Origin of the sequence: Bradyrhizobium sp., assembly GCF_019244115.1 — a bacterium.
Lineage (GTDB): Bacteria > Pseudomonadota > Alphaproteobacteria > Rhizobiales > Xanthobacteraceae > Bradyrhizobium.
In genome coordinates this window covers 1-5,654 of sequence record NZ_JAFATE010000859.1, presented here as the reverse complement: position 1 = coordinate 5,654, position 5,654 = coordinate 1, and the positions used below count along the sequence as shown (strand labels likewise).

6 protein-coding genes are annotated in these 5,654 nt (G+C 65.0%); 2 read left to right on the top strand and 4 right to left on the bottom strand.

The genetic code is table 11. The annotated features are described in order from the left end of the window. The coding region (locus tag JOZ76_RS36340; RefSeq protein ID WP_291706193.1) for a YcjX family protein at window positions 1-417 on the bottom strand (417 nt) is incomplete at its 3' end. 189 nt (window positions 418-606) lie between these two features. Here JOZ76_RS36340 and trhA point away from each other — a divergent pair. Continuing rightward, window positions 607-1,302 carry a PAQR family membrane homeostasis protein TrhA gene (gene trhA / locus JOZ76_RS36335; RefSeq protein WP_291706192.1) on the top strand — a complete coding sequence of 232 codons (696 nt, stop codon included), beginning with the start codon at window positions 607-609 and terminating at the stop codon, window positions 1,300-1,302. 33 nt (window positions 1,303-1,335) lie between these two features. Next, a complete protein-coding gene (locus JOZ76_RS36330) occupies window positions 1,336-2,130 on the top strand; it encodes an SDR family oxidoreductase (RefSeq protein WP_291706191.1) in 795 nt (264 codons plus the stop codon). 128 nt (window positions 2,131-2,258) lie between these two features. Here the strand turns inward: JOZ76_RS36330 and mdlC are convergent, their stop codons facing one another. The 3 genes from mdlC to JOZ76_RS36315 all read right to left on the bottom strand — a co-directional run. Continuing rightward, window positions 2,259-3,890 carry a benzoylformate decarboxylase gene (mdlC, locus tag JOZ76_RS36325; RefSeq protein ID WP_291706190.1) on the bottom strand — a complete coding sequence of 544 codons (1,632 nt, stop codon included), beginning with the start codon at window positions 3,888-3,890 and terminating at the stop codon, window positions 2,259-2,261. A 118-nt stretch (window positions 3,891-4,008) separates the two neighbouring features. Beyond that, a complete protein-coding gene (locus tag JOZ76_RS36320; RefSeq protein WP_291706189.1) occupies window positions 4,009-4,860 on the bottom strand; it encodes an FAS1-like dehydratase domain-containing protein in 852 nt (283 codons plus the stop codon). After that, a partial coding sequence (locus tag JOZ76_RS36315) for a CaiB/BaiF CoA transferase family protein (protein ID WP_291706188.1) occupies window positions 4,857-5,654 on the bottom strand: 798 nt, incomplete at its 5' end. The genes JOZ76_RS36315 and JOZ76_RS36320, both read right to left, overlap by 4 nt.

Sequence of the window (5,654 nt, the reverse complement as noted above, 5' to 3'; positions counted from 1 at the left end):
CCACTCGCCGGGATAGTCGACGATGTCGAGTGTCAGTCTGCGGTCCGCGCCATTTTGCCGCTGATAGTCGATCACGAGGCGGAGCTCGCTGATGTCCACCGTGGAGTCCGGCCAGCAGCGGTCCTCGATCAGGTTTTTCAGATGGCTCTCATAGGCAAAGCGCGGCACGCCATCGTCGGGCTGCGGCTCGAGGCGCGCCCGCGCGATCCGCCCGGTATCGAACGCCTCGAACACCGGAAAGCGCCCGCCGCGCGTCAGCCCATGAACCAGCGCGGTGATGAACACGGTCTTGCCGGCGCGCGACAGCCCGGTCACCCCGAGACGAACGGTCGGACTGAACAGATGTTCACCGTAATCGAGCAGCGCGCGCGCGGAGAGGCGCGCTTCCTCGAGGAGGTCAGACAGGCTTGGCGCCATGCGAGGAATTGACTCGTGTTAAGACGGGCGGGAACTTTAAGCGAAAAGTGGCGATTGGCAGCCTAAAATCAAGCTTCACAATTCGGACGCGTTTGCCGGGAAAGTGAACCTTGAACCGTTCGCCAAGGCGGACAGACCGATTTATACACGCCGCACTGCACTCACCTCCGCAATCGCCTTGGACTGCCGATGACGATCTTCCAACTGAAGCAACTGGCCTCCACCTCCCTTCATGCGGCGACCGGCGCGATCCGCTGGAACTACGATCGCGCGGAGCTGATCGCCGACGGCGTCGTTCATGCCATCGGTATTTGTACGGGGCTCGTCGCCGCCACCGTGCTGGTCGTCTTGACTGCGATCTATGCCTCGACCGTGGATATCGTCGTGGTCTCGATCTACGTCGCCGGCCTGTTGTCGATGCTGGGGGTGTCGGCGAGCTACAATCTCTGGCCGGTGTCGCCGACCAAATGGGTATTGCGCCGCTTCGATCATTCGGCGATCTATCTCCTGATCGCGGCGACCTACACGCCCTTCATCGTGGAATTGAAGCGGAGCGTCTTCGCCTATGCGCTGCTGACCGGTGTCTGGTGCGTCGCAATACTCGGCATTGTGCTCAAACTGCGCTGGCCCGGCCGTTTTGATCGGCTGTCAGTCGGTCTCTACCTCGCGCTGGGGTGGAGCGGAGCCATGCTGTATGACCAGGCCACGACGGCGCTGCCGACGTCGGCCCTGGCCTGCGTCATCGCGGGCGGCGTGCTCTACAGCCTCGGCGTGATCTTTCATGCCTGGCGACGGCTGCGCTTCCAGAATGTGATCTGGCATTGCTTTGTGCTTTTGGGCGCGGGATGCCATTATACGGCGGTGCTTGATCTGGTTCTGCCCTGAGCTGCACGCAGGGCCGATTCGGAGAGTTGGCGAATGCAGGTGGCCGGCAAGGTCGTGGTCGTCACCGGCGGTGGCAACGGCATCGGCAAGGCGCTGTGCGAGGAATTTCGCCGCGCCGGCGCCGCTAAAGTGATCGTCGCCGATCTCGACAGCAACGCCGCGCGCGCGGTCGCCGGCACCATCGACGGCGCTGCGTTCAAATGCGACGTCGCGCAGGAAAAGGACATCTTTCACGTCATCGACCAGACCGAGCGGCAGTTCGGCCCGATCGCGCTGTTCTGCTCCAACGCGGGCGTCGGCGGCGGCTTCGATCCGCTGTCGCAAAATGCCGGCGGCACCTCGGATGAGCCGTGGGCGCGCAGCTGGGCCATCCATGTCATGGCCCATGTCTATGCCGCACGGCATCTTGTCCCGCGCTACAAGGCGCGCGGCGGCGGCTATTTCCTCAACACGATCTCGGCAGCGGGCCTGCTGTCGCAGGTCGGCAGTCCGGCCTATTCGACCACCAAGCATGCGGCAGTCGGCTTTGCGGAGAACCTTGCGATCTCGCACAAGGCCGACAACATCCGCGTCTCGATTCTGTGTCCGCAGGGCGTCGACACCAACCTGCTACGTTCGGTCCCCCGGGGGCCGCAGTCCGCCGACGGTGACCTCTCGCCGGAGCAGGTCGCCAAAGATGCGCTTGCCGGCATCGCGCAGGAGACGTTTTTGATCCTGCCGCATCCGCAGGTGCTCGGCTACATGCGCAACAAGACCGAGAACTACGATCGCTGGATCGGCGGCATGGCCAAGATCCAGGCGAAAATGCGCGAAGAGCACGGGAAATAGGCCGCGGGCGTCGCCAGAAATGACTTCGTCATGCGGGCTTGACCCGGCTTGACCCGGGCATCCACGCCTTTCTTGATCGCTTCAAACGTGGATGGCCAGGACAGGCCCGGCCATGACGAGCGGCTATATTAACGTCGTCCCGCCTGCGCGTAGAGCAGCGGCACGGCCGAATCCACCGTCACCTCGATCAGGCTGACGCCGCCGTGTGACAGGCCGCGCGCCAGCGCCGGTGCAAGCTCGGATGATCTGGTGACGCGGACCGCATCGCAGCCCATGCCTTCGGCCATCTTGACAAAGTCGATGCCGGGCAGTTCGAGTCCTGGCACGTTGCGCACCTGCATGACCTGGCTGAACGAGCGCATCGCGCCATAACCGAGATTGTTGATGACCACGACCGTGAGCGGCAGTTTTCGCTGCGCCGCCGTCCACAGCGCCTGGATCGAATACATCGCCGAGCCGTCGCCGATCAAACAGACGGTGCGGCGCTCCGGCCGTCCCAGCGCCAGGCCAATGGCGGCCGGCAGGCTCCAGCCGAGCCCGCCGCTTGCCATGGTGTAAAAACTGTCCGCGCCGCGCATCGGCATGAACTTGTGCATCACTGGCCGGTGCGAGGGCGCTTCCTCGACCAGCGCCGCTTCCTCGGGCATCGCGCCCGCGAGCGTATGGAGCAGGAAGTCGACCGGGATCGGCTCGGCAGCCTTCGGTGGCGGTGCCAGCACGCGGCCCACGGGTGCTGCGCGCCTGGTTGCAGGCAGCAGGTCGAGCAGCATCGCGAGCGCCGGCTTCATCGTCGCGACGATGCTGTTGCCTGTCGGTGTCATGGTCGCCGCGTCCGCGTCATCGGTGATCTGGAACAGCCTCGTCGCGCCATCAAAAATCGCGGCATGGCCGTCGACATGGAAGGTGAACACGGGCGCGCCGATTACCACGACGAGATCGTGGTCTTTCAGCGCGTCCGAGAGCTGGCTGGGCGAGGCATGCAAAAAGCCGGCGAACAGCGGATGGCGCTCGGGAAACGAGCAGCGCGCCGAGAACGGGCTGACCCACACCGACGCCTTCGCCCTCTCCGCGACCTGAACCATCAGATCGACGGCCTCCGCGCGGTCGACGGCGGGGCCGACCACGAGGGCAGGGTGCTCAGAGGCCGACAGCGCCGCCACCAGCGCCTTCATCGCCTCTGCATCAGGGCCGATCTCGCGGCTCACGTGGCGCGCCGCCATCGGCTGCGCGCCATGGCTCCAGTCGTCGACCGGGATCGAGACGAAGGTCGGGCCACACGGCGGCTGCATCGCGACATGATAGGCGCGCGCGATCGCCGCCGGCACGTCCTCGGCGCGCGCCGGCTCGACGCTGAACTTGACATAGGGCCGGGGAAATTCGGAAGCACGCTCGGCGTAAAGAAAAGGCTGCAGCGGCAGGATGGCGCGCGCCTGCTGGCCCGCGGTGATGACCAGCGGGGTCTGGTTGCGGTGCGCGGTAAAGATGTTGCCGAGCGCGTTGCCGACACCGGCCGCTGAATGCAGATTGACGAAGCCGGCGTGGCGGGTCGCCTGCGCGTAGCCATCGGCCATGCCGACGACGGATGCTTCCTGCAGGCCGAGCACGTAGTCGATGTCATCAGGCCAGTCGGCGAGGAACGGCAATTCAGTCGAGCCGGGATTGCCGAACACCTTTTTGATGCCGAAGGCGCGCAACAGGTCGAAGGTCGCCTGCCTCACGGTGAGGGATTTGGTTGTTTCTTTTGCTTGCCGGCGTGACACGACTGAACCTCGATGTTTTGACGCCGTCATTGCGAGGCGCAAAGCGCCGAAGCAATCCAGAGTCCCGCGTGGGGCTCTGGATTGCTTCGCTTCGCTCGCAATGACGGACAAATAACGCTCACCATGTCGCGGTGCCCTTCATCGTCGGCTGTCCCTCTGCATTCGCGGTCCACAGCTCCATGCTGGCGCCATTGTCATTGGCATTGACGGAAAATTCGCCGCCTTCGAACAAGGGCTGCACGCCGCGATAAACAAATTTCGTGGGCGGCGTGCCGCCGTGCAGCTTCGCTGCCAGTTCGATGATGAACGCCGCCTGCAGTGGCCCGTGGAAGATCAGGCCCGGATAGCCTTCGACCCTGGTGACATAGTCGCGGTCGTAGTGGATGCGGTGGCCGTTGAAGGTCAGCGCGGAGTAACGAAACAGCAGCACGGGATCGGAGACGTGGGTTTCGCGATGCTGCGCCGTGGGCGGTGATGCGGCCTTCGCCGGCGCTGCGCCCTGCGCGCCACCCATTTCGCGATAGACGATATCCTGCCGCTCGCGAATGGCGGTGCCGCGCGGCGTGGTCACCTCGTGCGCGACCGAGACGAAGCAGAGCTGGCCCGTCGATCCGCTTTTCAAGCTCACATCGGCGATGCGCGAGCTGCGCTTGACCTCATCGCCGACGCGCAAGCTGTCGAAAAATTGCAATTCGCCGCCCGCCCACATCCGTCGCGGCAGCGGCACCGGCGGCAAAAAGCCGCCGCGGGTCGGGTGGCCGTCCGGCCCGAGCTGCGACATCGGAAACACCGGCTGGCCCAGGCACCAATGCACCGTGAACGGCGCGGCGTCGCCCGGTTTTGGCTCGCCGATTTCCTGGAACAGCGTGGCGCGCAGGCCCATCACCAGGTGCGCGGTCACGATGTCGGTGGCTTCGCTGGTGCGGCCGATCCATTGCCGCAGATGGTCGAGATCGAGTTTTTCGGTCATGACGACTTCGCTTTCGCGCGCGGCGCTTCCAAGCGCTCTTGGTGTTCGCCGATGGCCGGCACCGCGCCGTAATGCCTGTCGTCGCCGACCACGATCGGCGCCGGCGCCGGATAGCTCACCACGCCCTTGGGGGTATCGACCGCGATGCGGCGCAGATGCGGATGACCGGAGAGATCGGCCATGGTGTTGACCTCGGCAAAGGCGATGTCAGCGTCCGCCAGGCGTTGCAACAGCTCGTTGCGCGTGACAGCCGCAAAGCGTTCGCCGACGGTGCTGTCGGTCAGCGCACGGTTCTTGACCCGCTCGACCATGTTGGCAAAGCGCGGATCGTTCGGCAGTTCCGGCTGGCCCAGCACGTCGGCGCAAAATTTCTTCCACTCGCGCTCGCTCTGGATCGAGATCAGGATCTCCCTGCCGTCCTTGGAGCGGAACACGCCATAGGGCGCGATCGAGGGGTGCGCCAGCCCCATCCGCTTGGGCGGCTGGCCCGCTTCCGCATTGAGCAGGGGTACGGTGAGCCAGTCCGCCATCACGTCGAACATCGAGATGCGGATGTCCGCGCCCTTGGCCGTGCGTGAGCGGCCGATCAGTGCTTCCAAAATTGCGGCGTGCGCGGTCGCGCCGGTTGCGACATCGACGATCGACATGCCGACGCGGGAAGCGCCCTCCGGCCCGCCGGTGATCGACGCCAGTCCGCTCTCGGCCTGAATCAAGAGGTCATAGGCCTTGCGGTGGGCGTAGGGGCCATCGTCGCCATAGCCCGTGATGGTGCAACAGATCAGCCCGGGATGATC

Bases quoted from the DNA above. Each gene is read 5' to 3' on its own strand.
- trhA (WP_291706192.1), top strand. From the start codon at position 607: ATGACGATCTTCCAACTGAAGCAACTGGCCTCCACCTCCCTTCATGCG.
- JOZ76_RS36330 (WP_291706191.1), top strand. From the start codon at position 1,336: ATGCAGGTGGCCGGCAAGGTCGTGGTCGTCACCGGCGGTGGCAACGGC.
- JOZ76_RS36320 (WP_291706189.1), bottom strand. From the start codon at position 4,860: ATGACCGAAAAACTCGATCTCGACCATCTGCGGCAATGGATCGGCCGC.